Source organism: Lentilactobacillus parafarraginis DSM 18390 = JCM 14109 (genome assembly GCF_001435895.1).
Classification (GTDB): Bacteria; Bacillota; Bacilli; order Lactobacillales; family Lactobacillaceae; genus Lentilactobacillus; species Lentilactobacillus parafarraginis.
Genome location: NZ_AZFZ01000199.1, coordinates 1 through 649 on the forward strand (window position 1 = coordinate 1; position 649 = coordinate 649).

Consider the following 649-nt stretch of genomic DNA (forward strand, 5'->3'; position numbering starts at 1 on the left):
TTGCTCGTTCCACCACTTTATTTAACAACTGATTAGCTTGTTCTAGTGATGTCGTTTGCTGGTCAATAGTCAGCAGTTGCTTGGTTACATCTTCACCAATGGCATGTTTGATTAATAAGCTGTTTTTCCAATTAAACAGCATGCGCTGTTTATCATCTAAATGTTCTAAATCGACATAGGTTTTCAATTGCTGACTTAGATGACTAATTGTGTGTTTTTCAGAGAACGATAGCTCGTCAGTTAACGCGTCAAAATGTTCATGATTTCTTATCTTTTCGTCAAGATTATGATATTTAGCTTGGGCGCTTCTTTGTGCGCTAACTTGTTGATTAAATGCTTTTCGATTTTTTCTTTGGCTGTTAATGCCTTCGTGTTGGGTAGGTGTCTCTTGAATTCCTTGATCGACAAACGATTTTTCACTAATCCGATCCGGAATATTTTTTTGTGCTAAAGACTGATTAACACTTGTTGCCCAGTTATGCCGCCACTCATTAATTTTTTCCTTTTTATCCCAATCAACCAACCAAATTTTTCTTTGTTTTGGAAACCCGCTTTTGGTTAAAAGTTGCTTGCCATTTTCATCTTTAATGTACTGCGTCTTTGCTTTTAATCCCCAACTACCATCGGGGTTAAATGGGCGATTGGTTAA

At 37.0% G+C, this 649-nt stretch carries 1 protein-coding gene; it reads right to left on the reverse strand.

Features of this window, described 5'->3' with window-relative positions:
- Nucleotides 1-649, reverse strand: a 649-nt coding sequence (locus FD47_RS14720) for a MobA/MobL family protein (RefSeq protein ID WP_162260766.1), incomplete at both ends; no start/stop codon positions are given.